This window comes from Sedimenticola selenatireducens (genome assembly GCF_963675335.2).
In the GTDB taxonomy this organism is placed as follows: Bacteria; Pseudomonadota; Gammaproteobacteria; order Chromatiales; family Chromatiaceae; genus Sedimenticola; species Sedimenticola selenatireducens.
Genome location: NZ_CAXXYC010000004.1, coordinates 1755362 through 1781103 on the forward strand (window position 1 = coordinate 1755362; position 25742 = coordinate 1781103).

Consider the following 25742-nt stretch of genomic DNA (forward strand, 5'->3'; position numbering starts at 1 on the left):
TTAATCTGTAGACACTCTGCAGAAAGGAAGTACAACATGACTCAAGAAGTAACCCCGACAACCAATCATATCTGGATACGCGGCCTCTACATGCTGCTGTTTTTGCTTATCATGGGGCTGGCCAAGGGCATTGTCTTTGCCGTCGCCGTGGTTCAGTTTATTCTTGTCGCCGTGAACGACACCACCAATGAACCCCTGCGTAAATTTGGCCAGGGACTCAGCACCTACCTCTACGACATCAACCAGTTCCTGGTCTTCAACACCGAACACAAACCGTTCCCGTTTGACGACTGGCGCAATACGCCGCCAGAGGAAGAGCCACTGGAGCTGGATCAGGATATGGAGTATCAAGACGGGCAGTAGATTGAATACAGGAGTCCAAGGCAAGGGTTTATTGGCGGGGAAGGGCTCATCAAAAAACACCTTGATTACTATTTCAATCACTGAGACTATTTGAATTAGTAAAGCCAGCTAATTCAACCAATGAAATAGTGCGATGGAAAGGTCTCTTCAGGGAAAATACATCACCACCTCCACTGTCGGCGAGACAGTGGAGGCATTTCTTCCGGCCTCCCTGCCGCCCGTGCCGGATATTCAATGGGGCAGTGAACTTCGCCAACAGTTTGAACGTGCCTACCTGGCACTGGGACGGCTGGACAGTATCTCCGGCCTGTTGCCCGATACCGGGCTATTCCTCTACATGTATGTGCGCAAAGAGGCGGTCCTCTCCTCGATGATTGAGGGTACACAGTCGTCGCTTTCGGATCTACTGATGTACGAGCTGGACCAGCCTTCGGGTGTTCCCCTGGACGATGTTCACGAGGTCAGCAACTATGTGGCCGCACTGAATCACGGTATACAGCGGTTGGAAGAGGGGTTCCCTATCTCGGTTCGTCTGCTGAAGGAGCTTCACCAAGTCCTATTGACGAGCGGTCGGGGCAGCAGCAAACAGCCAGGAAGATTACGCCGGAGCCAGAACTGGATCGGGGGCAGCCGTCCGGGGGATGCGATGTTTGTGCCACCACCGGCAAAAGAGCTTCCCGATGCGCTCTCTGATCTGGAACGGTTTATTCATGATGAGAAGCAGGTGACGCCGGCGGTACTGAAGGCTGCCCTGACGCATCTCCAGTTTGAAACCCTGCATCCCTTTCTGGATGGCAACGGTCGTTTGGGGAGATTGCTGATTACATTGATACTGGTTGATCAGAAAATTCTGCAACAGCCGCTGCTCTATCTGAGCCTCTACTTCAAGTCACATCGGCAAGAGTACTATAAGTTGCTCAACCAGGTACGGCTAAACGGTGACTGGGAGAGTTGGCTGGCATTTTTTGCCACGGCAGTCGAGGAGACGGCCAATGCAGCGGTTACGACGGCGCGGGCATTAATGCAACTATCGGAGGCGGATGCAGAAACGCTGCATACACAGCAACGCCAGTCGGCTACCTTGAACAAGATGCATCAGGCGCTGCTGAAACGCCCCATCGTCACCGCCGCCTGGCTGCAAGAACAGACCGGCATGGCCCCCGCAACCATACAGTCCGGGCTGCAGAAACTGGAACAACTGGGGATAGTTCAGGAACTCACAGGGAAGCAGCGGGATCGGGTTTATGCCTATAAAAACTACATTGCCATCCTTGATCAAGGCAATGAGTTGCCCTGAGCATCCGATGATGTTGTCGAGAGCGGCAAAGGATAACCGCACAGCGGAAGGTGCTCAATGAGCGATAAAGATAAAAAGGACTCTCGGAAACCGACATCCGCAGCAAGTACATAACCCCGGCCATTACCCGCGCCGGTTGGGATCTGCAGACCCAGATCCGGGAGGAGGTGGCCATCACCCGGGGCAAGATTCTGGTGCGCGGCCGCAAATAAAAGCGCGGTAAACCCCGCTATGCGGACGACGTCATCCAGTAGATAGCCGCAGCCTAGATCTATATGAATGCCGATTACCAGGAAGCAGAATAGTGGCAATTTATGAAATATCCCAGGATCGTTTTGAGCGGATTCCAGAGACCGATTTTCTCAGCGAAGGGATCAAGGAGAGAAACGATCTGCAGCGACTTCTGCGTGATCAGGTCGATGTCTTGTCACCCAACACCCTTGTTATCTCAGAGGAGTTTGGCGAGTGGGAAGACAGCCGGCGACGCATCGACCTTTTGGGGTTGGACAAACAGGCCAACCTGGTCGTTATAGAGCTCAAGCGGACCGAGGATGGGGGTCACATGGAACTGCAGGCTGTTCGCTACGCGGCCATGGTGTCCACCCTCACCTTTGATAAAGTGGTTGAGATATTCGGTCGCTTTCTCGACAAGATGGGAAGGGATGACGATCCAGAAGCGTTAATCCTGGACTTTCTGGAGTGGGATCAGCCCACCGAGGATGAATTTGCCCAGGATGTAAAAATTATTCTGGCCTCCAAGGAGTTTTCCAAGGAATTGACCACCGCCGTGATTTGGCTCAACACCAGAGGGTTGGATATTCGCTGCATACGCATGAAGCCGTATAAGGATCAGGGCAAGATACTGGTCGATATTCAGACGGTTATTCCCCTTCCTGAGGCGGAGGATTACCAGGTGCGGATTCGTGAAAAGCAGCAAAAGGAGCGGATTGCTCGTACCAGCTCCAGGGATTTGACCAAGTATGTGGTCACCATTGATGGGGAAGAGTCTATCCCCCTCGCCAAACGGCGTGCCATTCTTTCCATGGTCAGTTACCTCTGCGCGAACGGCACCACACCGACCGAGATTCACAAGGTGCTTTCATGGCGCGGTAACGGCCTGTGGCGAGTCGTTGAGGGAAAAGTCGACTCGCAAACTTTCAGGCAGCGGGCGGCGGAAGCGGCAGAGTCGGGTGGCCCGGCTTTCGAAGAGCGCCGCTGGTTCCTTAATGATGACGAATTAATCCATGCCGAGGGCAAGACCTATGCCCTGACCAAGATGTGGGGGGTTCGCACGGAAGAGGCCATGCATGAGTTGCTTGACCGGTTTAGTGGCAATGACATTACTTTCTCCCCATTCAATGAGTAATGGTATAGATCAGCCAGATACACTTTGGCAACAGTAGGTTAGGTTAGCGAAGCGTAACCCAACAATGATCAAATTGAATGGGGCTGGAGTCACTGTTTCTAACATCTGTCCGATGATCAAATTACGTAAGGGAACAGAAAAAAATGGAAGATAAAAAATACCTCTCCACCACCAAGCTCTCGAAAAAACTGGCCATCCCATCCAAACATTTATTTGGCCAGCTACAAGATAAGGGCTATATCAATCGCAAGGATGATGTCTGGGTGTTGGAACAGGCAGGGATAGATGCCGGAGGTAAGTATCAAGTCAGCGAAAAGCTCGGCAAGTACATTGTCTGGCCAGAGACGTTTCAGCTTGAGAAGGCAACACCTGTCGGGATGCTGACCGCTACCACCCTGGGTCAGAAGTTCGAACTTTCCGCGCGACGCATTAACCAGATCCTCTCCGAGCATGGCTGGATCAAACGGCATGTGAAAGGCTGGTTGGTGACCCCGATGGGGCAGCGGGTAGGTGGTGAGCAGCGGGAGGATAACAAGTCGGGGATACCTTTCGTGTTGTGGCCTCCCGCCGTTGCCACTAATCCATCGCTGAAAAACACCATCGAAGAACTGAAAGGGGATACCAAGGAAGCGAAGGAGTTCCCGGTCAATGCGCCGTCAGCGGATAAATCTTCCGGCTTCCGTGACAAGATGAAACCGAAACTGCGCACGGCGGATGGTCATTTTGTCCGCTCCCGTGCAGAGATGCTGATCGACAACTGGCTGTACACGGCCGAGATTGTCCACGCCTATGAGCGCCGCCTGCCGATCGAGGAGGAAGTGTACTGCGACTTTTATCTCCCGGCCGGCAAGGTGTATATCGAATTCTGGGGCATGGAGAGCGATCCGAAATACTGTGAAAGAAAAAAACAGAAGATTGGGATATATGAGCAATACAGCTTCAGTCTGATTGAGCTGAATGATCAGGATATCAGTAGCCTGGATGATGTGCTGCCGCGCATGCTACTCAAGCATGGTATAACCACATACTGAACCGGATAGGGGGCGGAGTTAACTGTGCTGACTCCGGCCCTGCTGATCAAATGGTAAAGGAAAACAGAAAATGGATTTTTCACAGCTGTTAAAGCCCGCTCTCGACGTGCTCTGGTATCTGGTTCCCCTGTTGCTGTTTACGGCACTGCTGAAGTCGCCCTGGTTCAAGGGCATGCTGGGCGAGTTCGTCGTCAACCTGTCGGCCAGATGGTTCCTGGACAAGGAGACTTATCATCTGATCAGGAATGTCACTTTGCCCACACCCGATGGCACCACACAGATTGATCATGTGATTGTTTCCCGCTTTGGTCTGTTCGTGGTTGAGACCAAGAACATGAAGGGGTGGATTTTCGGTTCTCCCCAGCAGAAACGATGGACGCAGAAGATCTATAAACACACCCAGCAGTTTCAGAACCCCTTGCATCAAAATTACAAGCATCTGAGGGCGCTACAGGGGCTACTGGATTTAACCGATGAACAGATCCATTCGGTGGTTGTATTCGTTGGCAGCAGTGAATTCAAAACCCCCATGCCGGACAATGTGACCCAGGGAGGCGGCTATATCCGTTTCATCAAATCAAAGAGAGAGCCGGTTTTAACCGATGAGCAGGTGCAGAAGATGATCAGGCGTATTCAGTCGGGACGCCTGGCGCCTTCCGTCAGGACCCATCAGGACCATGTGCGAAATGTTCGGCAAATTGTGAGTAACAGGGAGTCCGAAAGGCGCTGTCCCAAATGCGGCAGCCTCATGGTGGAGCGAGAGGCAAAACGGGGTGCGCAGAAGGGTAGGCGTTTCCGGGGCTGTTCCAACTATCCAAAATGCTGGACTGTTTTAGACCTTGATTGACAGGAAGCAAGCTTCACCCCTCGTTCCCACGCTCCGCGTGGGAATGCATCCGGTTGATCGGATCACAGTGCGATTCATAAATGTCTTCGATCTCAATCAGAAACAACCAACACGGAGGTGGTTGTGGGAAGGAGTCGCTACAAGATCATCGGTCCAACGCATGCGCATTTTGTAACCTGCACGGTGCTCCACTGGATACCCGTCTTCACGCGCCCTGTAACCGTGGAAATAATTCTGGAATCGCTTCGATTCTTGAAGAATGAGGGGTTGCGAGTGTATGTCTACGTAATTCTTGAGAACCATCTGCATATGGTCGTGCAGAGCAGTGATCTGAATCGCGATATGGCACGGTTCAAGTCGTACACTTCAAGGCAGTTATTGTCCTATTTTGCCGAGCACAATGTCAGGCAGATTCTGGATCAATTGGCGTTTTACAAGAAGGCGCACAAGGGTGATCGGGTGTATCAGTTCTGGCAGGAGGGGTGTCACCCTGAGTGGATACAGAATGATGTGATGATGCGGCAGAAGGTGGATTACATTCATCAGAATCCGGTGAAACGCGGGTATGTGGATCAACCGGAACATTGGCGTTATTCCAGTGCACGGGATTTTGCCGGGTTAACCGGGTTGTTGGAGGTGGAGAAGGTTTGGTGAGGTTTGGGTATGCGTTCCCACGCGGAGCGTGGGAACGAGAGTGAACAGGGGTCGGAGTCGGTGAGACTGACTACCACCCTTTGTGGTTAAATGCACCTGTAGGAGGCCCGCCTTCGGGCCGAACATCGCTGCGGGGGTGCCGCCCCTGCGGTGGTACTATTTGTAAATTCGTCAGATGGGTGGCGCCGGTACGGCGTAACCTATCCCACGTACGCTACTTGCTGGATACTTGTGTGCTGAAAGCGATTTTTCTCGATCTGGATGAAACCCTCTGCGATACCCGAAAGGCCACTGATCTGGCCAAGGCGCAGTTGGCCAGGACGGTGCGGGCGCAGTTTGCTGTGGATGGCGTACTGTTTGCCGATCGCTATGAGACGGGTTTCTATCGCCGCTGGAGCGATACCCAGCGCGCGCGTTATCTGCCGATTATCAAACAGCGGGGCGAGGATGCGTTTCGCGTGCAGTTGATGATCGACCTGTTGGCGGAACTGGGTTCGGGCGAGGTGAGTCAAGCGACCGCGCAGGAACTGCAGCATCAGTTCGATCGTGATCGCTTGGCTGCCTTCGATTTCTTTCCGGGCATCGAGGCGTTTCTGGCCGAGGCCCGCCAGTTGTTCACCACCGTGGTGATTACCAATGGCCCGGTGTTTTCCCAGATACCGAAGATCGAGGCGGTCAATCTGACGGCCCATGTGGATCACATTATTATCGGTGGCCAGGAACCGGAGGAGAAGCCGGCGCGCTCCATCTTTGAGAAGGCCCTCAAGCTGGCCGATTGCGAGGCCCATGAGGCGATCCATGTGGGTGACAGTCTGGCGGCAGACATCGCCGGCGCCCACGGCAGTTGCATTACCTCGGTCTGGGTCCGGCATCAGCAGCCGCTGGATGCGGAGCTGGGGATCACGCCCCACCACACGGTGATGCACCCGAGTGAGATACCGGCCCTGATTCGTGAATTGCACCAGGATTAATTCGGTTACCACGCGTTAACGTGGTACCTTGCCCGTCTTTCATTCCGCCCCGGAACCCTGTGCAATCGTAGAGAAGGATAAGAGATGGCCCTGAAGCCAACCATTTACAAATTCAACATCAGCCTGTCGGATATTAACCGCAACTATTACGACACCCTGAACCTGACGGTGGCGCAACACCCTTCGGAAAATCCTGAGCGGATGATGGCGCGGGTGCTGGCGTTCTGTCTGAATGCCCAGGAGTCACTGGTTTTTACCAAGGGGCTTTCGGAGCCCGATGTGCCGGACATCTGGGTGCGCACGCTGGATGATCAGATCGCCCTGTGGATTGATGTGGGCGAACCGGCCGTGGAGCGGATCAAGAAGGCGACCCGGCTGGCGAAAAGCGTCAAGGTCTATAGCTTCAATGCCAAGTCGGATGTCTGGTGGGAGCAGTCCAAGGCAAAGTTTGCCGCGTTACCTGTTGCGGTTTTTCGTTTTGACGCCAAGGGTATCAGCAGGCTGGCCGGGCTGGTACAGAGGACCACGGCGTTGTCCGTCACCATCACCGGGGATTCCGCCTTTGTGGCGACCGAAGCGGGGGAGTGTGAAGTGGAGTGGTCACCCCTGCAGGACCGATAGCGGCCACTACTTGCGTAGCGAGCCGCCACCGGAAGCTGATCCGTTAATGAGTGATCAGCGCGGCGGATCAATCTGCTGATTAATGGAACCGTTAACCCGGAACCAGCCGGCCACGCTGTAGCGGTCCCGGTCGGCGGCCAGCACTTCATGGGGAAACTCCTCGCTGAGGAAGACCGCCAGTTCCCCTGCCTGGGCCAATTGTTTGTAAATCACTGAACCAGACGAGACGTTCAGTTGTTCAATGTTCTATTTAAGGTTATTCTTTATTCGCGAATCACAAATAAAGAATAACCGATGAATTTAAAACCGCAAGATGTATTGGTATTGCTGAAGCTGGTTGCCATTGGCCATCAGACTTGGACTTATAATCGCCTGGCACTTGAGTTGTGCATGAGTCCGTCTGAGGTCCATTCGGCAATAAAGCGGGCACTGGCCGCCAATCTCGCTTATCAGGAGAGGGGTAGCATTGTGCCAAATACCAGAAACCTTGAGGAGTTTCTGGTGCATGGGCTTCGTTATGTGTTTGTCCCGGAGCGCGGTCAGATGTGCCGTGGTATGTTGACGGTCCATGCGGGGCCGCCGCTGGCCAGGCATTTTGTTCCAGATGGGGAGCCACCACCGGTGTGGCCATACGCCCAAGGTGAGGATAGGGGGATGGCGTTCTCCCCGCTCTATAAGTCTGCACCCGAGGCAGCCGGTAGGGACGCGTTGCTGTATGAATGGCTGGTGCTGGTAGATGCGATTCGCGGCGGCAGGGCCAGGGAGCGTGACTGGGCAATCCGGGAGATCAATAAGAGGATGGAGTGCTATGACAAGAGTCCAGAACCCTAACCTGGAGATTCTCGAAATCGCAGTTGATCGGCTGGGGGCGCTGGTAGAGCAGATGGTCTTTCTGGGTGGTTGTGCCACCGGACTGTTGATCACTGATGTGGCTGCCCCGCCAATACGTGCGACACGTGATGTCGACACCATCGTACAGGTAGCGTCTCTGGCAGAGTATATTCACCTCTCCGATAGATTGCGTGAACGTGGATTCCGAGAGGACGCCAGTGATGGTGCACCAGTATGCCGTTGGGTTACAGAAGGGGTGATTCTGGATGTGATGCCAACTGAAAGCTCGATTCTGGGTTTCAGTAACCGCTGGTATGCCTCTGCAATTAAGCATGCGGTGAGAGTTGATCTGCCTTCTGAAAAATCGATTCGGATGGTGTCTGCGCCCTATTTTCTCATCACAAAACTGGAAGCCTTCGATGGGCGTGGGCAGGGCGACTATCTGATGAGTCATGACATTGAGGATATAGTCGCTGTATTGGATGGACGACCTGAGCTAATGGCTGAAGTAGATGGGGCAGGGCCTGCATTGGTCAGAGAGCTGGCTGAACGATTCAAAGGTTTGCTGCGAGATCGTCGTTTTGTGGCGTCCATTTCTGGGCATATGCCAAACGATTCGGTGGGTCAGGCACGTGTTACACTGATAATGGACAGACTCAAGAAGCTTGCGAAAATGGAATGATCCTACTGGTAATTGATATAACGATGAAGCAGTGATTTAGGACTCAATCCATGCAACCCAGGGAGTGGCTTTTTTACTCATCGAGGCGGATCAATCTGCTGATTAATGGAACCGTTAACCCGGAACCAGCCGGCCACGCTGTAGCGGTCCCGGTCGGCGGCCAGCACTTCATGGGGAAACTCCTCGCTGAGGAAGATCACCAGCGTGCCAAAGGTGGGCACGACCCTGGTGATCTCCGCTCCTTCATCCGGGGCGTAGAGTACCAGCTCACCACCCTGGCCCGGTTCCCAGCCTCTGTTCAGGTAGGTGACCAGGGTCAGCACCCGGTTGGATTCACCGCGAAAGGCGTCCAGGTGTTTTTTGTAGAAGTCGCCCGAATGGTAGCGCGCAAAGTGACTCTCGAATGAGAACAGGCCGAGGAACAGCCGCCGGTTCAGATAGGTTTTTAGCCGGGCGGTCCAGTTGAACCAAGTGCAGGCCTCTGGATGAAGGCTGTCCATCCAGACGATCTTGTCACGGCGGATGAACTGGTTGCGGGTCTGTTCGATACCGCGACCGATCCGTGCCTGATGAAAGCGCTCTTCCTCCAGCAGGCTCAGGTATTGCAACAGGCTGTCGCCGACCGGGCCGGGTAGCGCGGTGGGCAGAATGACATAGCCCTGGGATTCGACACCGCAGGCGATACGCTCAAACAGGCTGTCATCTTCTGATGGTGTGTCAGCGCTGAAGTCGGCAATTTTTTGTATCAATCGAGTATCTTCCCAGAAACCCGATCAGGTGTGGGGCGTCGGGTGCGGCGCTATTCTATGACTGCAATCTGTCGGTCGCCAATCAATTTTTACGATGGGACGGAGCGGGCGAAAAGCGGGGTTTTCTCTGGAGTCTGGACGAGGGGGGCTGGACGGATCTTGCCGTGGAAAGCGGAACCGGGGGGAGGCGGTCGCCATCCCCCCGAATCATCACTGGTCAGGAGCAGGAGCCGCAGCAGACGCCAGGGCGATCTGCTTCTTTCTTCTCTTCCGTGGTCTCGGCCTTAATCTCGACATTCACGGAAGTGGTTTGTTTGTCCTGTGCTTCACTGCCGTTGGCTTCGCTGGAAGTCTGCTTGGTTTCTTCGCTCATGTGACTATATATCCTTTGTTCGGGTGGAATTTCGGCGATCAGCATAGAGGGCCGCAGCCAGCGGCGCCTTGTTTTAGCTCAATTCTGAAGTGATAGAGTGGGGGCCAATAGGCGTTAAACGTCTTGCCGGGATGTGCTGGTGACTGTGTCGATCGGGATTTTCGGTTGGCGGCGCGCGGTAAAGGTGGGCGCTGATTTCGGGATTGACCAACGGCGGTCAGCACCGCATTTATGCCTCTTCTGGCGGAGGTTCTCAGCACTATTGTTGATCTAACCGGTCGATTTCTGGTCCCTCTTCAACCACTCCCTTGGAGACCGCCCCACATGTGCCCTGAAGCTGCGCGACAGGGCGCTGGCGCTGGCGTATCCCACCACATCGGCCACATACTGTACCGGTTTGCCCTGGCGCAGCAGGGATTGGGCGACAGTGAGTCGCCACTCACCCAGATAGGCCCCCGGTGTGGTGCCGACCACCTCCCGGAACCGGTTGGCAAAGCGGGCACGGGACATGTTGGCGGTTTCCGCCAGCGCTTCCAGTGACCACTCCCGGGCCGGTTCCGCGTGCATGGCGGTGATCGCCCTGGCCAGCCGGTCATCCGCCAGGCCGGCCAGCAGACCGAACTGCAGTCGGTGCTGGTCCATCAGGTCTCGCAATACCAGCACGATAATCACCTCCATCATGCGGTCCAGGATCGCCTGTTGGCCGCAATGGTGATCCCCCGCTTCGATGAACAGCAGCGCCAGCGCACGCTCCAGCGCCGGGATATCGGCCAGGCGGATCACCACTACATCCGGTAAAGCACGGGCGAGGGGATTGTTCAGGCCGGCACCGAATTCAAACGAGGCACAGACCATCTCCACGTCCGGACCCTGCGGGGTCAGGTGATGGGTGGTGGGGTTCATGTAGAGAAACAGGACCGGTTCATCGAACTGCAGGGCGGCGTGGGCCTGGGACCGTACCTGGAGACGGCCGGTTTGCAGGACATGGATATAGCCAACCCCTGCCACCTGGTCAAAGCTGGCCGAGTGGCATAGCGGGCCGGTCTGGAACACCCGGGCCTTGAGTGAGAAGCACTTCAGCAGTTCGACCAGTCGATCACTCATGTTGATACTTAAAGTATAAAAATAGATATTAATTGATACCTATAGTAGCCGCTTCCCTGCCAATATCAAGCCGTGCCCCAAGGGGGCTGTTTGATTATCTTCACCGACTACAGAGAGGATTCATCATGTCACGCATCGCACCGATCCAACTGGAAAATACCACTGCCACCACCGCCGCCACGCTGCAGGCGGTGCAATCGAAGCTGGGTGTCCTGCCCAATATGTTCACCACCTTTGCCCATGCACCGGCGGCGCTGAACGGCTATCTGCAGCTCTCTGAAGCCCTGGCGTCCGGTCGCCTGGACGCACAACAGCGCGAGATGGTGGCGATAGCGGTGGCTCAGGAGAACAGTTGTGAATATTGCCTGAGCGCCCATGCCGCGCTGGGTAAGGGGGCCGGCCTGAAAGATCAGGCGATCCTCCAGGCCCAGCAGGGCCGGGCCGACAACCCGCTCGATGCGGCCATCCTGACGCTGGCGCTGGAGATTACCCGCAACCGGGGCGGGATCAGTGATGGCCAGCTTGCCGCTGCCCGCAAGGCCGGCCTGGATGATGGCCAGATCGTCGAGGTGGTGAGCCATGTTGCGCTGAATGTCCTGACCAACTACCTCAATCGGCTGGCCGGAACGGAGGTGGATTTTCCCCGTATCACCCTGTCGGCGGCGGCATGAGCCGATGGCTCGATTGTCGTCCCATCGAGGAAAAATCAGGCTCTGTTCCGGTTAGCTGCTGTATGTGGGGCGGTGCTTTTGTAGGAGCGGATTTATCCGCGAATTTCGCGGCTGAAGCCACTCCTAGCGCTACGCCTGGCCGCCGGAGAGGGGTTTGACCTGTAGGAGGCCCGCCCCGGGCCGAATTCGCGGCGAGGCGCCGCTCCTACCGGGCGAATCGCCAGGCTAAGCCAAAACAAGGCCAACACATAACTGGGACAAAAAATTAACAGGAGAATTACAATGCATTCGATCTATAAAACAGTAATCAGTACCGCCGCCCTTTGCGCCGGCCTCTTTGCCGTCCCGCTGGCAGTTGCCGAAGAGGCAACGGGCATTGGTGCCGCGGTATTCGATATCAAGGGCGATCTGCTACGCCCGGAAGGTTTTCGCCAGTGGGTGTTTATCGGCGCGCCGCTCACCCCCAATGCACTGAACAAGGGTGGTGCCGCGTTTCCGGAGTTTCACTATGTCTATGTCAATCCCGATGCCTTCGCGGTGTATCAGCGTACCGGTACCTTTCCCGACGGTACCGTGGTCGCCAAGGAGCTGGTGCTGCTTAAACCGGGCGAGCATCCGGACGGCTCTTCCAATGCGCCCTCCGGTCGTGGCTATTTCGCCGATAAATACAACGGCATGGATGTGATGGTGAAGGACAGTAAACGTTTCAGCGCCACCAGTGGCTGGGGGTTCTTCAACTTCGGGCATCATGCGCCGCCCTACAGCGAGACCTCAACGGCGGCGCCGGCGGCCAGTTGTGCCGCCTGTCATCAGGCCAATGCGCAGAAGGATATGCTGTTTACCCAGTTCTATCCGATACTGCAGTAGTCATTTTTGATTCAATTGTGGGCGTTGGTGGCGTTAACCCGATCTGCGGCATCACGGCAGGTCGGGTTCGCCAAAGGCGTAACCCGACAAGGTTTCGAATACGGGGAACATGAATTGAATGTCGGATTACGCTGTCGCTAATTCGACCTACGCAACTTGAACCCTTTACCTTGCCCCTTGAACCTTAAAACTTGCTCCCTTGCAAATTGGGAGGAGTCCATATACGGCTTCGCCAACAGCGTAACCCGACGAATGATTTACCGCTGTTCAATCAGGTGCGAATAACGAAACGCCTGCCGGTTCTCGTGCAGCAGCGCCCGGGCATGTTTTTGCAGCGGGATGTCCATGTTTTTTCCCAGCGCCTCCGCCGCCTGCATAAACTGCTTGGAATGCAATCGCGGGATGCCACCATCAAAGGCGAAGGCGATGCAGTTGCCATCCGGTATGCTGAGGGTCACTACCTGTTGATCAAACACGGTCTGTAACGCCTCGTTCAGTGCATGGCTGGTCAGGCTGCTCTTCAGCCAGTAGTTGCAGATCAATATGCCGTTCGGTTTCAATGCGCCGCGGCAGGCGGCCAGGAAGTGTTGCCGCGCCTGCAGCTCGTTCATCCCTCCACCGAGGTAAAGATCGGTCAGTATCAGGTCGGTCGGGACAGGGTTGTGGTTCAGGTACTCCCAGGCATCCTTCGGGTGCAGGCGCAGCCGCTTGTCATCGGGCAGTGCAAACCAGGTTTGCGCCAGCTCCACTACCTTGGGCCGCATCTCGACTGCGTCGATTTTACAGCCGCTGTGGTGCGCCAGCACGGCCTGCGCCAGCGCGCCGGCACCCAGTCCCAGCAGGGTGCAGTGTCGGACTGTCGGGGCCAGCAGGAAACCGAGCATCATCACCTGGGTGTAATGGTGGCAGAGCCGGGCGGGCTGATGGATGTCGATGCAACTCTGCTCAACCGTGTTGCCGAAACAGAGCATGCGCCGGCCGGCGTCCTGGTGGACCGAGAGGTCTCCCCATTCGTCCCGGCAGTGGTGAAGCAGTTGTCCGCTCTGGGGCATGGATGGTCACGGTGGTGGAAGGTGGGGGAATAGTAACAGCAGTATCAACAGGCTGGAATCAATGATGCGCTGTGATAACCTGCTGGATACATTTCAAAAGAGTAACTACTCGCCCCAGTCCGCATACAGAGAGCACAGAGATATGCTCGGCAAAAAGCAGGTAACCGCCAAGAACGCGAAGCACACAAGGGAAAATCGAGGCTTTTTCTTGGCGTTCTTGGCGTTCTTGGCGGTTACAATGCAATTTATGGGAGCTATGAGTGATGCGGGTAAGCAGTTACTCAAAAGATAAAAATTGAAAAAGTCATTTCTGAAAATAACATGGATATCTGGGACAAAAGTCTGCTGTTGATTCTGTTGCGCCGGCATCTGGAGAGCGAGCGTACGGTCGACTGGCAGACCCTGCACAAGCGGGATCGCAGTTGGGCGCTGGCGCAGCCGGAGCAGTCAGCCTGGCGGCTGTTGCACGGCTGGTTGCAGCAGTGGGGAGGGTCGCCGGTCGGCAGCAGCACCCTGCTTGTCTATGGGGGCTATGTGGCCGCCCTGGTATTCGGCTTTGCGCTGATGGCCGGACTGCTTGCGTTTCAGCCGTTTCAGCGGATCAATCTGCTCTGGTTCCTGTCGCTCGCCGTGCTATTGCCCTTTGCCTGGTGGCTGCTGGCACTCTTTTTTACCACCGCCCAGGTGCCGTTTCCCCTGCGCACCCTGTATGAACATCGTCTGCCACCGGGGAGTTTTCCGGCTGCCCTGCGGTCGCTGCTGAAGCAGACCGTGATCGCCCTGGGTCAGCAGCTGTCACTGCTGTTTTCCATCGGCATGCTGATCGCCTTTCTGCTCTATCTGCTGATGACCGATCTCGCCTTCGGCTGGTCTTCGACCCTGGACCTGGGCGGCGGCGTGATTCATCAAGTCACCAGCACGCTGGCCTGGCCCTGGCGGACACTCTGGCCGGCGGCGGTGCCGTCCCTTGAGTTGATCGAACAGACCCACTATTTCCGCGCCGCGCCGCTGGCCGCTGAGCAGCCTGCCCTGTTCGGTCAGTGGTGGCGATTCCTGCTGATGTGTCTGCTGGTTTATGTGTTGCTGCCGCGGCTGTTCACGACCGCCCTGGCCCGTTTTCGCCTGATCAGAATGCACGACCGGGTGCGCGACAATGACGCGCTGATCAGCGGGCTGTGGCAACGCCTGACGACCGGATTGATCGACCAGGAGATGGAAGCGGTCGATCAGCGTGAAGCCGTCGATGCAGTCAGCGAGACGGAATCATTGACCCGTCGCTATGGGCAGATTGTCTGCTGGGGTCTCTGGCCGGATGAGCTGATCGGGCCACTGCGCGAACAGCTGGCGGGAGAAGGGTCGGATGCGGTGTGGATCGAACTGGATAGCGGAACATCGGCTGATGAGGTGCAGACATCGTTCGCGGAGCTGCCCGATGAGCCGCTGCTGCTGCTCTGCAAAGGGTGGGAACCACCCACCGGCGAGCTGGCCGATCTCTGCCAACTGCTGGGGCAACAGCGCAGCCGCCTGTTCCTCTGGCCGGTCCCGCTGAGCGGTATGGATGAGGCACGCCAAAGCAAGCTGATCCAATCCTGGCAACCCTTTATGCGGCAGATCCCGGACCGATTTCATCTGGTCAGTGGCCGGGTGCCGGACGGGGTGGTGCATGCCTGATTACCCGGTCATGGCGGTGGTGGGGCATCCCAACAAGGGCAAGTCGTCGGTGGTGGCTGCCCTGACCCAGAATGATCAGGTGCAGATATCGCCCCTCTCCGGTACCACCCGGGTGGCGCAGCACTTCACCCTGAAACTGGACAACCGCACCGTGTTTGAATTGGTGGATACGCCGGGTTTTCAGCGCGCCGGTAAATGCCTGGCCTGGCTGAATGCACAAGAGCTGGCGGCGGATCAGCGACCGGCTCGGGTGGCGGAATTTGTCGAAGCGTTCAGCGGAAGCGGGCAGTTTGTCGACGAGGTGGAACTGCTGACGCCGATCATCAGGGGCGCCGGGATTATCTATGTGGTGGATGGTTCACTGCCCTACAGTCCGGAGTACGAGACCGAGATGGAGATCCTGCGCTGGACCGGTCGACCGCGGCTGGCGCTGATCAATCCGATCGGTGGTGATACCTACGTGGCACAGTGGCAGCAGGCGCTGAACCAGTATTTCAGCCTGGTTCGGCTGTTTGATCCGCTGCATGCCAGCTTCGACCAGCACCTGCAACTGTTGCGCACCTTTGGCGAGCTGGATGCGCACCAGGGACAAGGGTTTGCCCAGGCGATTGAACAACTGGAACGCTATCGCCAACTGAAGTTGCAACAGGCGGCGCGCATCCTGGTGGAAAACCTCTATCGTCTGCTCACCTATCAACAGTCAAGCAACCGGTTGGAGCAGGCGGCCCAGGCGCAATTGCCCGGGCTGTTGTCGGATGAAATCACCCGCTTCAATCAACACCTGAACCGCATGGAGCGGGAAGGGCAGCAGCAGTTGGAGGCGCTGTTCCTGTACCACCGGCTGGAGTCGGATATCGGCCGGCTGGAGGTGCATCAAAGTGAATTGATGGATGAATCCCAGTGGACCCTCTGGGGGCTGGAGAAAAATCAGCTGGTGCTGGTCAGCGCCGGTGCGGGCGCGGCGATAGGGCTGCTGGCGGATGTCGGACTCGGTGGTGCCTCGCTGCTCACCGGGGCGATCAGCGGCGGTGTGCTGGGCGGCCTGTCCGGCTGGTTCGGGCTGGACTGGCTGAAACAGCAGTTGCCACCCTGGCTGCAGTTCAGCGCCGAAAAGCATCTGCTGGGTCCGGTGAAAGATCCCAACTTTGCCTTCGTGATTCTGGGCCGCGCCCTGAGTCATGCACGGGCGATGCTCTCACGCAGCCATGCCGACCGGGAACGGCTGACGATCCGCGAGGATGGGCTGAACCGCATGCAGTCGCTGGAGCTGAAGACACAGGTGCGGCTGCTGAAACAGTGCCGGCAACTGGTGAAGCAGGGTCCGCAGGGCCAGGCGGCGGAACGGTTGCGTGACTGGCTCTACCTGCAGTTGGCGGGCTAGTTTCAGCGGCGTCCGGGTTAGCGGTGATAGGAGGCCATTTCGACCGGTTTATGGCGTTGAATGATCTCCAGCACTTCGTTCTCTATATCGTCCGGGATCATGACCTTCAGTTCGGTATGCTCGCTGTCGGCAAACATCTTTTCCCGGTCAATGCCGTTGGCGAGGAGATCTTCCATGGTATTGCGGATGGTATCCATTGAGGTGAATGCACCGGTAATTGTCGTCGTCATGGTTAGCTCCTGCTCTGGGTGAGAGGGGCTACATCATCGTGTTACATCGAAAGGTGATGCGCTCCTGATGTCTGATTGTTAGGGATTATTAATATAAGCCTAGATCACACCCGACCGGCCTACAAGATCGTCCTGTAAATACTATCCGTGTTACCGGGAAGTAAACGGCGCCGCGCTGCCGGTGCTTTCAGCTTGATTTCATCTGGCCGGCTTATCCTGTGAATCAACAGGGTTGGGCGGGTCTGCCGCAGGCAAAAACCACCCGGCGAAGATTGTCTTGAGCCTGCGCGGGGTGCAGGATAGAGGGTGACATGATGAAACGTCTTTTAATTATTGTTGCGCTGCTGCTGCCATTGTTGGTGATTGCGGCAAGTGACCACGAACGGGCCAAGGCGCTGCTTGAGTCAGGCGAAATCCTGCCTCTTGAGCAGATACTGAATAATATTCGTGATGAGTATCCGGGGCGCCTGCTGGAGATCAAGTTGGAGCAGAAAAAGAACAGGGTGATCTATGAGGTCGAACTCCTGGACACTGAAGGCAAGGTGTGGGAGCTGAAGCTGGATGCGGCGACCGGTGAACTGCTGAAACGCGAGCTGGATGATTGAGATGCGACTGCTGCTGGTGGAGGATGACGCCGAACTGGTCGCCCGGTTGAAACCGGCCCTGAAGCGGGCCGGTTTTGCTGTCGATGTGGCTGATAACGGCATCGATGGTGAATTCATGGGTGATGAGGAGCCCTACGACGTGGTGGTGCTGGACCTGGGTCTGCCACAGCGGCCCGGGCTTGAGGTACTGGCCAACTGGCGATCGCATGAAAATCCATTTCCGGTACTGGTGCTCACCGCACGGGATGCCTGGCATGAGCGGGTGGATGGCTTTAAGGCAGGGGCGGATGACTACCTGGGCAAGCCGTTCCATGTGGAGGAGCTGGTGGCCCGTCTGCTGGCGCTGGTACGGCGTAGCGCGGGTCAGCCTGCCCATGAGCTGAAGCAGGGTGGCTTGCAGCTGGATGAAGCGCACCAGCAGGTGGTACTACCGGATGGGCGTGCCATTGACCTGACCGGTACCGAATTTCGGCTACTGCGTTATTTCATGCTGCACCCCGGCCAGATACTCTCCAAGACCCGGCTGACCGAGCATGTCTACGAGCAGGATTTCGATCGTGACAGCAATCTGATCGAGGTCTATATCCGCCGGCTGCGCGAACGCATCGGCAAGGAGCGCATCGAGACCCGGCGGGGACAGGGTTATCTGTTTCGGGGTGATGCCGGATGAGGTCCCTCGGTTTACAACTGAGGTTGGAGCTGGCACTGGGACTGGTGCTGCTGTTCGGGGTGATGTGGTGGGGTGGTGTCCAGGCGATACACAGCCTGACCGACCATTTCGTCGCCTCCCGGCTGGAGCACGATGCCGAGGCTGTACTGGCGGCGATGCGGCTGGATGGCTCCGAGCGGCCCCTGGTGCGCTGGCGCCGCATTGATGCCATCTACGACCAGCCCCTCTCCGGTCACTATTACCAGGTCAGCTTTCCGGATGGCAAAAAAGTCAGCTCCCGCTCTTTATGGGACGAGCAACTGGATATTCCGCAGTTTGCCCCCGGCAGCCAGGGGCAGTGGCGCATGCCGGGTCCGGCGGACCAGGAACTGCTGGTCTGGGCTGCCGGTTATAACAAGCAGGGGCAGATCTTCTCGGTTGCGGTGGCTGAGGACATGACGCCGCTGAATCAGCGTGTGGTGCAGTTTGAGTGGTTGTTTGTGGCGTTAACGCTGATTATTACCCTGCTGTTGTTTATCGGCCAGCAGTGGATCGTGCGCAGTGCCATGGGACGACTGGAGCGGGTCAGGGAGGATATGGCCCGGCTGGAACGGGGGGAGGTCGACACTCTCTCCACCGACGTGCCGGCAGAGGTGGGTCCGCTGGTCGATCAGTTCAATCATCTGCTGGAGCTGTTTCAACAGCGGCTGGAGCACTCGCGCAAGGGGCTCGGAAACCTCTCCCACGCCTTCAAGGGCCCCATTAATCTGTTGCAACAACAACTGGACAGTGACGAGATGGCGCCCCACCCTGAACTGAAATCCGCCATGAAGCTTCAGTTGTCCCGGGTCCGGCAATTGATGGAGCGGGAGATGAAGCGGGCTCGTCTGGCCGGTTCGGGGATCTCCGGTGGACGCTTCAATGCCGCCCTGGAGATGCCCCAACTGGTGCGCGTACTGCGACAGATTCATCATGAGAAAGAGTTGCATATTGATTGCCAGGTTCCCGAGTCGGGGCCGCTTTCGGTCGACCGGGAAGATATGCTGGAACTGCTGGGCAATCTGCTGGATAACGCCTGTAAATGGGCCGAGGGAAAGGTGCGCTGTGTGATTGAGCAGCGGGATGCGATTATTATCGAGGTGGAAGATGATGGTCCCGGCGTGTCGCCCGAGGCGCTGGCCCAACTGACCGAGCGTGGCGTGCGCATTGACGAGTCGGTAGACGGGCATGGTCTGGGATTGGCGATCGCCAAGGATATGGTCAAGCTCTATGGGGGTGAGATCGGATTTATGCTGTCGCCGGAATTGGGTGGTCTGAAGGTGCGGGTCAGGTTGCTGCTGTAGTCCTGTTCAACTGCTCGCCTCGCGCGGGGCGCCTTCGCGAAATACCACCCGGTAGCCGCGCTTCAACTGCATGTCGCGCCGTTTGATCAGGGTGCGCTCCGCCGCCTCCCGCTCGTCAAAATGCTCCTTGGTCACCTGGCCCCGCGTGCCCTGGATGCCCGATTCCCGCACCAGGCTCCAGCCGCCCAGCAGATCGGGCTGCAGGTGCAGGTGGTAATAGCGGAGCGGTTGCTCGGGCGAGAGCAGGGTCTGCATGTAGATGCGCATGGCGGTTGAGTTCAGCTGGCTGTTGGTTGACGAGTTGTGTGAGCCTGTTGTAGAGCATTTAGCCGAAAGTTTACAGTTTTTTCAATATCCGCGTTATTTTAAGCCTGGTTTCAGCTGCCGGGCCTAAGCTATTAATCAGCAAGAGAAGTCGATTAAAGGAGCAAGGCAATGAAAACCAACAGACGCGTATTTACACTGGCAGTAGCAATCACCACCCTATTGGGTGCCGGGGCGCTGATGGCGGCCCCGCCTATGCCCGCACCGGGGCCAATTCCTTTTACCGCCTACGACAGCAATGGTGATGGCAGGATAAGCGCCGATGAGTTTTATGCCGCGCGCAATGCCCGGATTGGCGAACGGGCCAAGCAGGGCGGCATGATGAGAAACCTGGGTAATGCACCGACCTTTGAGAAGTTTGATGCGGATGCCGATGGTTACCTGAGTGAAAATGAGTTGCTGAAAGGTCAGCTGTCGCAGATGCAGGAAAATCGCATGAACAGGCCGATGGGGCCCATGGGCGGGGCAGGCCGTGGCGCCGGGGGAATGGCGAGCTTCGCCGACTTTGATAGCAACGGCGACGGGGTGGTGACGGCAGAGGAGTTTGATCAGACCCGCGCTGCACGCCAGGCGGATAAGGCCGCACAGGGCTATCCCATGCGCAATGCCGGATCATCCCCCAGTTTTGAATCTTTTGACGCTAATGGCGATGGCCGCCTGACGCCGGACGAGTTTGTGCCGGGGAACCCCAATCGCATGCGCCAGTAATTCAAGATGCAGCCGCTATAAAGACCGAGCCCGGCTGACGCCGGGCTCTCTGTTTCAGTGAGAACGGCTTTTATCAATCATCCATGACCGAGAGGTAAGCGAAGATATCCGTCAGATCCTGGTCACTGAACTCATTCAGCAACTCTTCGTTGGGCGAATCCTCGTCATGGATGCGCTGTTTGGTGCGTAGCTGTTTTACCTGGCGCCAGAGATAGTTGGTGTACTGGCCGGCCAGCATGGGGCCGGCATTCCTGTGGTTGCCCCAGCCCTCCTTGCCATGACAGGAGTCGCACTCCTTGTTGTAAATTTTCTCCCCCCGTTCGATATCACCTTCGGCCTTGGGGATCTGCATGGTCATCTTCGATTCCAGCAGGCGGGCGTAAGCGTCGAAATCGGGGGCATTCTCGTCCACCGGCGCGAGCTGGGTCTTCAGGGTGATTTCGGAGAGATAGCGGGATATGTCATAGATGTCGCTCTCGGGCAACTGGCGATCATCGATATACTCCACCATGGCGAAGTTTTTCCGCTTGCGATCGCGGAACAGCCTCAGCTGGTTGGCGATAAACTCAATCGGCTGTGAGGCAATCCGGGGATACTCCCCATCCTTGCCGCCCTGGCCGAACTCGCCGTGGCAGCCGGAACAGAGTTCATTGATCTCTTCGCCATTGTCTGGATCATAGTCGTAGGTTTGTGCCTGCAGCGGGGTGATAAGGCATAGCATTAACACAGCTGAAAACGGAATCAGAGCTTTTGGATGAAACATGGATATCGATTTCTCAAAAACAGTCGGAGAACAATTGGGCTGCTGTAACCGGAAGTAAAACCGTATGATACGCAATCTAAAATTCGGCCGTATTGGAACAGAAAACAGGTTGCTGTTATTTTGATCTTGATCAAAATAACGCATTTTACCCTATTTTTATCATCATCGAGTCATCCGGACTCCCACCCCAAAGGTAGTAATAGTGACCCCTCTTCTATCACCAGGTAACTGGCTGAGAACCAGAAGCGAACAAACCTCCCGGACTTCGGCATTATTATCTGGTGGCAGGGAGCTCGACTATGGTCAGCTGGCCGGTGAGGCGGCCGCGCTGGCGAGGCATCTGGAGGAGCGGGGCGTCTGCCGTGGTCAGGTCGTCGCCGCTCAACTAGCTTCGGCACAGCAGCTGGCCCGGTTGCTCTACGCTGCCCTGCATCTGGGTGTGACCCTGTTACCGCTGGATCCCGGGCTGGCGGTTCGGCGACGTGACCGTCTGCTGACCGCTGTCCGGGCGCAGTACCTGGTCTCCCCGCAGGCGCCGGCCGATGCCGGGGTTTGCCGGCTTTTGCCGGAGGCGCTGTTTGCTGACCGGCGCACGGGTGACACTGTGCCGAGCTCTCCCCCGCAGCCGCTGGAAGGGGATCAGGTACAGCTGATCATCGCCACCAGCGGCACCACCGGGGAGCCGAAAGGCGTAATGCTGAGCGCGGCCAATCTGGCTGCCAGCGCAGCAGCCTCGGAGCAACGTTTGGGGCTGCAGGCGGGTGACTGCTGGTTGGCCTGTCTGCCGCTGTTTCATATCGGTGGGCTGTCGATTCTGCTGCGCTGCCTCGCCGCCGGTGCCCGGGTGCAGTTGGAGGAGGGGTTCGATGCGGCACGGGTCTGGCAGCGGATTGAGGCCGGTGCCGTGACCCATCTCTCGCTGGTACCGGCCATGCTGGAGCGGCTGCTGTCGCAGTCGGCGGGGCGAATGTCGCCGGCAACGCTGCGGGTGGTGTTGATTGGCGGCGGACCGCTCTCCCGCGCACTGGCGCAGCGGGCCCATGCCGCCGGTTGGCCGCTCTGTGTCAGTTATGGCATGAGTGAGACCGCCTCCCAGTTTGCCACCGACTGCTCGCCGCAGGCCGGACTGGTACCGGGTCGGGTCGGTCTGCCACTGGCTGGTTATGACGTGACTATCGGCGAAGCGGGTCGTATCCGCGTGCGTGGCCCGGCAGTGATGCAGGGTTATGCCAATCCCCGGAGGATGGCGGGTCTGGGGCTGAAACAGGGCTGGTTCGAGACCGGCGATCTGGGCAGTCTGGATGAGCAGGGCAGGCTGACGGTGATTGGCCGGGCCGATGACCTGCTGGTCAGTGGCGGCAAGAGTATTCATCCGGCCGAGGTGGAGGAGCGGCTGCTGCAGTGTCCGGGCGTGGGCGCGGTGGGGGTGACCGGGCGGTCGGACCCGGTATGGGGTGTCACCCTGGTGGCGTTGTTCACGGGAGAAGTGACGGCCGGGGAGCTGCAGCAATGGGTGCGGCAGCACCTGCCCGGCCATCTGCGTCCCCGGGAATTTATGCGAATCAAAGCCTTGCCGCTTAACCGGATGGGAAAACTTTCCCGCCAGGCGTTGCGGGAGTTGCTGCCGCAGTCAGGATCTGCATCTGAACACCCATCCGACTGAACTGTTTTCAGGTTGGATGGACAGGCCGGTATCTGCCGGATCAATCGGGCTGCAGGGTCAGGATCAGCATGCCTTCGCTGATGGCATCACCAATGTCGATATGCAGGGCGGTGACCCGACCTGCGCAGGGTGTGGGGATATCCAGGGTGGTCTTGTCGGTCTCCAGGGTGATCACCGGGTCGTCACGCTCTATCCGCTCGCCGGGCCTGACCAGAATTTCGCTCACCAACACCGCTGCATCACTACAATTGCCGCAACTGTCCCAGCACTCCGGCATGGCCGGCAAGCGTACTTCGATCGGTTCGCTCATGCGCGCGGCTTGTGTTGACTGGCCGGACGGCCGTTGATGCCCCAGTTCTGTTTGGGCGGTTCATGGATCAGGATCATCACGTCCCCGGGGGCGATGTCTGCCGCCTGCTGCAGATTGGTGGTGATCTGCTGGAACAGTGCGGCCTTCTGTTCGGGTGGTCGACCGGGGAATGAGGCGATTTCGACCGTGAGGAAGTCTTCCGAGCGTCCTTGCGGGTAGAACAGGTATTCGGGGGCGATTTCCACCAGTCGCTGGTTGCGGCTGGTCTCGGGCACATCGAAGGCATTGACCGTTGCGTTATGCACCGCATCCATGATCGCGCGGATCTCGCTGGCGGGGCGGCCGGCCCGCAGGGTAATGGTGACAATCGGCATGGATCACTCCTGTGGGTTGAGTAGTGAGGCGGCATAGGGGGACGGGGCGGGCGCCCCGCCGGTGATCAGTGTTTCGCAACCCTCGGCAATGGCGGTCACGGCCAGATACTTCAGTTTGCGGGTCTTGTTGGCGCCCGGGGCCAGGTCGCTCTGATCATCCCGTTTCATCAGCATACGCGGTCCACCGAGTTGCCGGCTGAGCCGCTGCAGGTTCAACAGCGGCGTGGGGCAAAAACCGAGGGATGCCTTGGGGCGCTGATCCAGTAATGCGTGCATCTGTGCGGTCTCCTCTGCAGCGTCGATTATGCCTTCAGTATAAAACCGGTGCCAGGTTCCGATCCAAGCGTCACCCGGCCGTTGGCGATAACAGGCGGGGTGCCCAGATTGTGGGAAAACCAGTGGCCGGTGGCCAGGCCGTGGACAGCCGGGGTGGTGAGTGCATCTGCCGTGGCGGCCAGGTGACAAAGGGGCCAGAGGCCGGCGCTGCTCTCCAGGGAGCTGGTGATCACGCAGGCGACAGCGGACTGGTGGGCCTGCCCGACCAATGTCAGTGCAGGGACGAGGCCGCCCAGGCAGGCAGGCTTGACGACGATGCGCTTGACCGGGAGCGGCTGCAGTTGCTGCGCCCGGATATAGCGGGGCAGGGATTCGTCCAGGGCCAGGTCGAAGCGGGCCAGGGATTGCAGGGCTTTGAGCCCTTGTGGGGTTGGTTCATGCAGTGGCTCTTCCAGGCACTCGATGGGCAGGTGATTCAGCTTTTCGATCAGGTTGGTGGCCTCATCCAGTTGCCAGGCCCGGTTAGCATCCAGGCGCAGCCTTACTTCCCCGGGCAGTTGACTGCAGAGTCGTTGCAACAGCGATAACTCGGTCTTGATTGGCGAGCAACCGAGCTTCAGCTTGAGGATTGAATAGCCGGCTGCAACGGCAGCAACCGCCCGTCCGCCGGCCTGTTGGTCCAGGGCGCCGATAGCCGCGTTGATCCGGACTGGATGCATATCCCGACCGCCCAGCAGCCGGTAGAGCGGTAACGCCTGCTGTTTTGAATGCAGATCCAGCAGCGCCGTCTCCAGGCCACAGCGGGCGGCAGGGCAGCCGGTTGGCAACTGGCGACAGGCTGACTCGGGCATCGCCCCTATCAGGGTAGTGAGTTGCGCGTCGAGCCAGGGTTTGGCCTCGGAGAGCGTCTCGGTACCGGATGCCGGCAAGGGGGCGGCATCTCCGTAGCCGCAGCGTCCCGACTGGTCAGTGATACGGATCAACCATCCCCGACGCTCATGCCAGAGGCCGGCGGCGCTTCTCCAGGGTGTGGCAAAGGGGAGTCGATAGGGCGTCAGGACGGCATCGACAATCCGCATCAGAGCAGCAGTCCGAGGCTCAACAGTCCGCCGTACAGCAGTTGCAGCTTGGCCGTATTGGCCAGGATGGTGTTAAACCCCCTGCCCAGGGGCTCCCGCGAGAAACGGTGCAGCAGCCAGAGGGCGAACGGCAGGCACAGCACCACCAGCCAGCTGCCGTCGAAGCGGTGATTGAACACAATCGGCAGGGCGAAGGGCAGAATCAGCAGCAGGACATAAAGTTGGCGTGCCCGCTCCCGGCCCAGGTAGTGGACCAGGGTCAGCTTGGCGGCCCGCTCATCGGTCTCCAGGTCGCGATAATTGTTTACCAGCAGCACAGCCGCGGCGAGCAGGCCGATGGCGGCGGCGCAAAACAGGGTTTCGGTAGAGAGCGTGCCTGTCTGCAGGTAGTAGCTGCCGCTCACCGCCAGCAGTCCGAAAAAGATAAAGACGAACAGCTCGCCGCTGGCACTGTAGGCGATCGGCCGGGGGCCACCGGTATAGGCGTAGCCGGCCAGCAGGGAGAGCAATCCGATGACCACGATTGGCCAGCCACCAATCCAGGCGAGGTAGATGCCGATGGCAAAGGCGCCGCCAAAGCTGATCAGGGCCGCCAATTTTACCTGGCGGGCGCTGAACCAGCCCTGGGCGGTGGCGCGCTCCGGGCCGAGTCGCTCGGGCGTGTCGGCGCCGCGCTCGAAATCCGCCGCGTCGTTATACAGGTTGGTGCCGATCTGGATCAGCATTGCCGCCAGCAGGGCCGCCAGGGCCGGCAGCCATGCCATCCGCTCAAGTTCGGCCCAGGCGAGGGCGCTGCCCACCAGCACCGGCACCACTGAGATACCGAGGGTTTTGGGGCGGATGGCGAGCAGCCACTGTTGTATCTGCATGGTGTTAACAGGCCCTGG

General features: G+C 57.9%; 32 protein-coding genes. 19 read left to right on the top strand and 13 right to left on the bottom strand.

Translation table 11 applies throughout. The features are described from left to right. Window positions 1-36 precede the first annotated feature (36 nt). The 8 genes from ACHZBF_RS19380 (at window position 37) to ACHZBF_RS19415 (ending at window position 7150) form a co-directional block, all read left to right on the top strand. Window positions 37-363 (top strand): DUF4389 domain-containing protein, encoded by a 327-nt coding sequence (locus tag ACHZBF_RS19380; protein ID WP_321529342.1) that lies wholly within the window; start codon window positions 37-39, stop codon window positions 361-363. 133 nt (window positions 364-496) lie between these two features. After that, window positions 497-1660: a Fic family protein gene (locus ACHZBF_RS19385; RefSeq protein WP_321529343.1), complete on the top strand. Its 1164-nt coding sequence runs from the start codon at window positions 497-499 to the stop codon at window positions 1658-1660. A gap of 304 nt (window positions 1661-1964) precedes the next feature. Continuing rightward, window positions 1965-3026: a hypothetical protein gene (locus ACHZBF_RS19390; protein WP_321529344.1), complete on the top strand. Its 1062-nt coding sequence runs from the start codon at window positions 1965-1967 to the stop codon at window positions 3024-3026. 143 nt (window positions 3027-3169) lie between these two features. Next, the gene (locus ACHZBF_RS19395) at window positions 3170-4057 is read left to right on the top strand and encodes a glycerol kinase (RefSeq protein WP_321529345.1); all 888 of its coding nucleotides are present in this window, start codon (window positions 3170-3172) and stop codon (window positions 4055-4057) included. 70 nt (window positions 4058-4127) lie between these two features. Beyond that, window positions 4128-4904, top strand: a complete 777-nt coding sequence (locus ACHZBF_RS19400; protein WP_321529346.1) for a nuclease-related domain-containing protein — start codon at window positions 4128-4130, stop codon at window positions 4902-4904. A 123-nt stretch (window positions 4905-5027) separates the two neighbouring features. After that, window positions 5028-5558: an REP-associated tyrosine transposase gene (locus ACHZBF_RS19405; protein WP_321529347.1), complete on the top strand. Its 531-nt coding sequence runs from the start codon at window positions 5028-5030 to the stop codon at window positions 5556-5558. Between the two features lie 233 nt (window positions 5559-5791). Further along, window positions 5792-6529 carry an HAD family hydrolase gene (locus ACHZBF_RS19410; RefSeq protein WP_273438057.1) on the top strand — a complete coding sequence of 246 codons (738 nt, stop codon included), beginning with the start codon at window positions 5792-5794 and terminating at the stop codon, window positions 6527-6529. 84 nt (window positions 6530-6613) lie between these two features. Then, window positions 6614-7150 (top strand): YaeQ family protein, encoded by a 537-nt coding sequence (locus tag ACHZBF_RS19415; protein WP_321529348.1) that lies wholly within the window; start codon window positions 6614-6616, stop codon window positions 7148-7150. A 54-nt stretch (window positions 7151-7204) separates the two neighbouring features. Here ACHZBF_RS19415 and ACHZBF_RS19420 read toward each other — a convergent pair whose 3' ends face one another. Further along, window positions 7205-7363: a 2OG-Fe(II) oxygenase gene (locus tag ACHZBF_RS19420; RefSeq protein ID WP_335340025.1), complete on the bottom strand. Its 159-nt coding sequence runs from the start codon at window positions 7361-7363 to the stop codon at window positions 7205-7207. A gap of 81 nt (window positions 7364-7444) precedes the next feature. Here ACHZBF_RS19420 and ACHZBF_RS19425 point away from each other — a divergent pair, with 81 nt between their 5' ends. Both ACHZBF_RS19425 and ACHZBF_RS19430 read left to right on the top strand, forming a co-directional pair. Continuing rightward, entirely contained in the window at window positions 7445-7981 is a 537-nt protein-coding gene (locus ACHZBF_RS19425) for a hypothetical protein (RefSeq protein WP_029133213.1), read from the top strand. Continuing rightward, window positions 7959-8663 (top strand): hypothetical protein, encoded by a 705-nt coding sequence (locus ACHZBF_RS19430; protein ID WP_321529349.1) that lies wholly within the window; start codon window positions 7959-7961, stop codon window positions 8661-8663. The genes ACHZBF_RS19425 and ACHZBF_RS19430 overlap by 23 nt, the downstream gene beginning before the upstream one ends. Window positions 8664-8740: 77 nt before the next feature. On the opposite strand, the gene ACHZBF_RS19435 is transcribed toward ACHZBF_RS19430, so the two are convergent. The 3 genes from ACHZBF_RS19435 to ACHZBF_RS19445 form a co-directional block, all read right to left on the bottom strand. Beyond that, window positions 8741-9412, bottom strand: a complete 672-nt coding sequence (locus tag ACHZBF_RS19435; RefSeq protein WP_321529350.1) for a 2OG-Fe(II) oxygenase — start codon at window positions 9410-9412, stop codon at window positions 8741-8743. 217 nt (window positions 9413-9629) lie between these two features. Next, window positions 9630-9785: a CCGSCS motif protein gene (locus ACHZBF_RS19440; protein ID WP_273438052.1), complete on the bottom strand. Its 156-nt coding sequence runs from the start codon at window positions 9783-9785 to the stop codon at window positions 9630-9632. A gap of 270 nt (window positions 9786-10055) precedes the next feature. Continuing rightward, on the bottom strand, window positions 10056-10889 hold the full coding sequence (locus ACHZBF_RS19445) for an AraC family transcriptional regulator (protein ID WP_321529351.1): 834 nt from the start codon (window positions 10887-10889) through the stop codon (window positions 10056-10058). 125 nt (window positions 10890-11014) lie between these two features. Here ACHZBF_RS19445 and ACHZBF_RS19450 point away from each other — a divergent pair, with 125 nt between their 5' ends. Together ACHZBF_RS19450 and ACHZBF_RS19455 are read left to right on the top strand one after the other, a co-directional pair. Beyond that, window positions 11015-11560: a carboxymuconolactone decarboxylase family protein gene (locus tag ACHZBF_RS19450; protein ID WP_321529352.1), complete on the top strand. Its 546-nt coding sequence runs from the start codon at window positions 11015-11017 to the stop codon at window positions 11558-11560. A gap of 282 nt (window positions 11561-11842) precedes the next feature. Then, complete coding sequence (locus tag ACHZBF_RS19455) at window positions 11843-12427, top strand: cytochrome P460 family protein (RefSeq protein ID WP_321529353.1); 585 nt, start codon at window positions 11843-11845, stop codon at window positions 12425-12427. Between the two features lie 257 nt (window positions 12428-12684). Here the strand turns inward: ACHZBF_RS19455 and ACHZBF_RS19460 are convergent, their stop codons facing one another. Continuing rightward, window positions 12685-13479 (bottom strand): spermidine synthase, encoded by a 795-nt coding sequence (locus tag ACHZBF_RS19460; RefSeq protein ID WP_321529354.1) that lies wholly within the window; start codon window positions 13477-13479, stop codon window positions 12685-12687. Window positions 13480-13800: 321 nt separating this feature from the next. On the opposite strand from ACHZBF_RS19460, the gene ACHZBF_RS19465 reads away from it, so the two are divergent. Continuing rightward, a complete protein-coding gene (locus tag ACHZBF_RS19465; protein ID WP_321529355.1) occupies window positions 13801-15150 on the top strand; it encodes a DUF2868 domain-containing protein in 1350 nt (449 codons plus the stop codon). Beyond that, on the top strand, window positions 15143-16531 hold the full coding sequence (locus tag ACHZBF_RS19470) for a GTPase/DUF3482 domain-containing protein (RefSeq protein ID WP_321529356.1): 1389 nt from the start codon (window positions 15143-15145) through the stop codon (window positions 16529-16531). Before ACHZBF_RS19465 ends, ACHZBF_RS19470 begins: the two co-directional genes overlap by 8 nt. A 17-nt stretch (window positions 16532-16548) precedes the next feature. Here ACHZBF_RS19470 and ACHZBF_RS19475 read toward each other — a convergent pair whose 3' ends face one another. Beyond that, window positions 16549-16761, bottom strand: a complete 213-nt coding sequence (locus ACHZBF_RS19475) for a hypothetical protein (protein ID WP_273438045.1) — start codon at window positions 16759-16761, stop codon at window positions 16549-16551. A gap of 311 nt (window positions 16762-17072) precedes the next feature. On the opposite strand from ACHZBF_RS19475, the gene ACHZBF_RS19480 reads away from it, so the two are divergent. The 3 genes from ACHZBF_RS19480 to ACHZBF_RS19490 are packed head-to-tail and all read left to right on the top strand — an operon-like array spanning window position 17073 to window position 19358. Further along, the gene (locus ACHZBF_RS19480) at window positions 17073-17366 is read left to right on the top strand and encodes a PepSY domain-containing protein (protein WP_037375033.1); all 294 of its coding nucleotides are present in this window, start codon (window positions 17073-17075) and stop codon (window positions 17364-17366) included. 1 nt (window position 17367) lies between these two features. Further along, window positions 17368-18036 (top strand): response regulator transcription factor, encoded by a 669-nt coding sequence (locus tag ACHZBF_RS19485; protein WP_321529408.1) that lies wholly within the window; start codon window positions 17368-17370, stop codon window positions 18034-18036. After that, window positions 18033-19358 carry a sensor histidine kinase gene (locus ACHZBF_RS19490; protein ID WP_321529357.1) on the top strand — a complete coding sequence of 442 codons (1326 nt, stop codon included), beginning with the start codon at window positions 18033-18035 and terminating at the stop codon, window positions 19356-19358. Before ACHZBF_RS19485 ends, ACHZBF_RS19490 begins: the two co-directional genes overlap by 4 nt. 6 nt (window positions 19359-19364) lie before the next feature. On the opposite strand, the gene ACHZBF_RS19495 is transcribed toward ACHZBF_RS19490, so the two are convergent. After that, window positions 19365-19625, bottom strand: a complete 261-nt coding sequence (locus tag ACHZBF_RS19495; protein ID WP_029133197.1) for a WGR domain-containing protein — start codon at window positions 19623-19625, stop codon at window positions 19365-19367. 168 nt (window positions 19626-19793) lie between these two features. On the opposite strand from ACHZBF_RS19495, the gene ACHZBF_RS19500 reads away from it, so the two are divergent. Further along, a complete protein-coding gene (locus tag ACHZBF_RS19500; RefSeq protein WP_273438042.1) occupies window positions 19794-20390 on the top strand; it encodes an EF-hand domain-containing protein in 597 nt (198 codons plus the stop codon). A 73-nt stretch (window positions 20391-20463) separates the two neighbouring features. On the opposite strand, the gene ACHZBF_RS19505 is transcribed toward ACHZBF_RS19500, so the two are convergent. Beyond that, window positions 20464-21111, bottom strand: a complete 648-nt coding sequence (locus tag ACHZBF_RS19505; RefSeq protein ID WP_321529358.1) for a c-type cytochrome — start codon at window positions 21109-21111, stop codon at window positions 20464-20466. 244 nt (window positions 21112-21355) lie between these two features. Here ACHZBF_RS19505 and menE point away from each other — a divergent pair, with 244 nt between their 5' ends. Beyond that, window positions 21356-22816: an o-succinylbenzoate--CoA ligase gene (menE, locus tag ACHZBF_RS19510; RefSeq protein WP_321529359.1), complete on the top strand. Its 1461-nt coding sequence runs from the start codon at window positions 21356-21358 to the stop codon at window positions 22814-22816. A 40-nt stretch (window positions 22817-22856) separates the two neighbouring features. Here menE and ACHZBF_RS19515 read toward each other — a convergent pair whose 3' ends face one another. Genes ACHZBF_RS19515 through ACHZBF_RS19535 form a run of 5 tightly spaced genes read right to left on the bottom strand, consistent with a single transcriptional unit; the run spans window position 22857 to window position 25724 of the window. Further along, window positions 22857-23126 (bottom strand): lipoyl domain-containing protein, encoded by a 270-nt coding sequence (locus tag ACHZBF_RS19515; RefSeq protein WP_321529360.1) that lies wholly within the window; start codon window positions 23124-23126, stop codon window positions 22857-22859. Beyond that, window positions 23123-23500: a tautomerase family protein gene (locus ACHZBF_RS19520; RefSeq protein ID WP_273438038.1), complete on the bottom strand. Its 378-nt coding sequence runs from the start codon at window positions 23498-23500 to the stop codon at window positions 23123-23125. Before ACHZBF_RS19520 ends, ACHZBF_RS19515 begins: the two co-directional genes overlap by 4 nt. A 3-nt stretch (window positions 23501-23503) precedes the next feature. Continuing rightward, window positions 23504-23776 (bottom strand): PALP domain-containing protein, encoded by a 273-nt coding sequence (locus tag ACHZBF_RS19525; RefSeq protein ID WP_321529361.1) that lies wholly within the window; start codon window positions 23774-23776, stop codon window positions 23504-23506. A 26-nt stretch (window positions 23777-23802) separates the two neighbouring features. Next, window positions 23803-24855 carry an o-succinylbenzoate synthase gene (menC, locus tag ACHZBF_RS19530; protein ID WP_321529362.1) on the bottom strand — a complete coding sequence of 351 codons (1053 nt, stop codon included), beginning with the start codon at window positions 24853-24855 and terminating at the stop codon, window positions 23803-23805. Then, entirely contained in the window at window positions 24855-25724 is an 870-nt protein-coding gene (locus ACHZBF_RS19535; RefSeq protein ID WP_273438035.1) for a 1,4-dihydroxy-2-naphthoate polyprenyltransferase, read from the bottom strand. Before ACHZBF_RS19535 ends, menC begins: the two co-directional genes overlap by 1 nt. Between the last annotated feature and the right edge of the window lie 18 nt (window positions 25725-25742).